Genomic DNA, 248 nt, shown 5'->3' with positions numbered 1-248 from the left:
GGTGGAGATAAGCGGGATCGAACCGCTGACCTACGCAGTGCAAGTGCGTCGCTCTCCCAAACTGAGCTATATCCCCATATGGTGCGTTTGAGTGGACTCGAACCACCGACCTCACGCTTATCAGGCGTGTGCTCTAACCACCTGAGCTACAAACGCAGAAGAACACTATCAATAGAATAGAGAATATGTATTGCTCCTTAGAAAGGAGGTGATCCATCCGCACGTTCCCGTACGGATACCTTGTTACG

General features: G+C 50.8%; 2 tRNA genes. Both read right to left on the bottom strand.

Annotated elements, in window-relative coordinates:
- Positions 1-2: 2 nt before the first annotated feature.
- Positions 3-76: transfer RNA gene (locus I6E15_RS10125), tRNA-Ala, on the bottom strand.
- A 3-nt stretch (positions 77-79) separates the two neighbouring features.
- A tRNA-Ile gene (locus I6E15_RS10120) sits at positions 80-156 on the bottom strand.
- Between the last annotated feature and the right edge of the window lie 92 nt (positions 157-248).

The sequence above is a fragment of the Fusobacterium perfoetens genome (assembly GCF_021531475.1).
Classification (GTDB): domain Bacteria; phylum Fusobacteriota; class Fusobacteriia; order Fusobacteriales; family Fusobacteriaceae; genus Fusobacterium_B.
The sequence above is the reverse complement of the archived record's forward strand: the minus strand, read 5'-3'. Positions and strand labels throughout refer to the sequence as shown.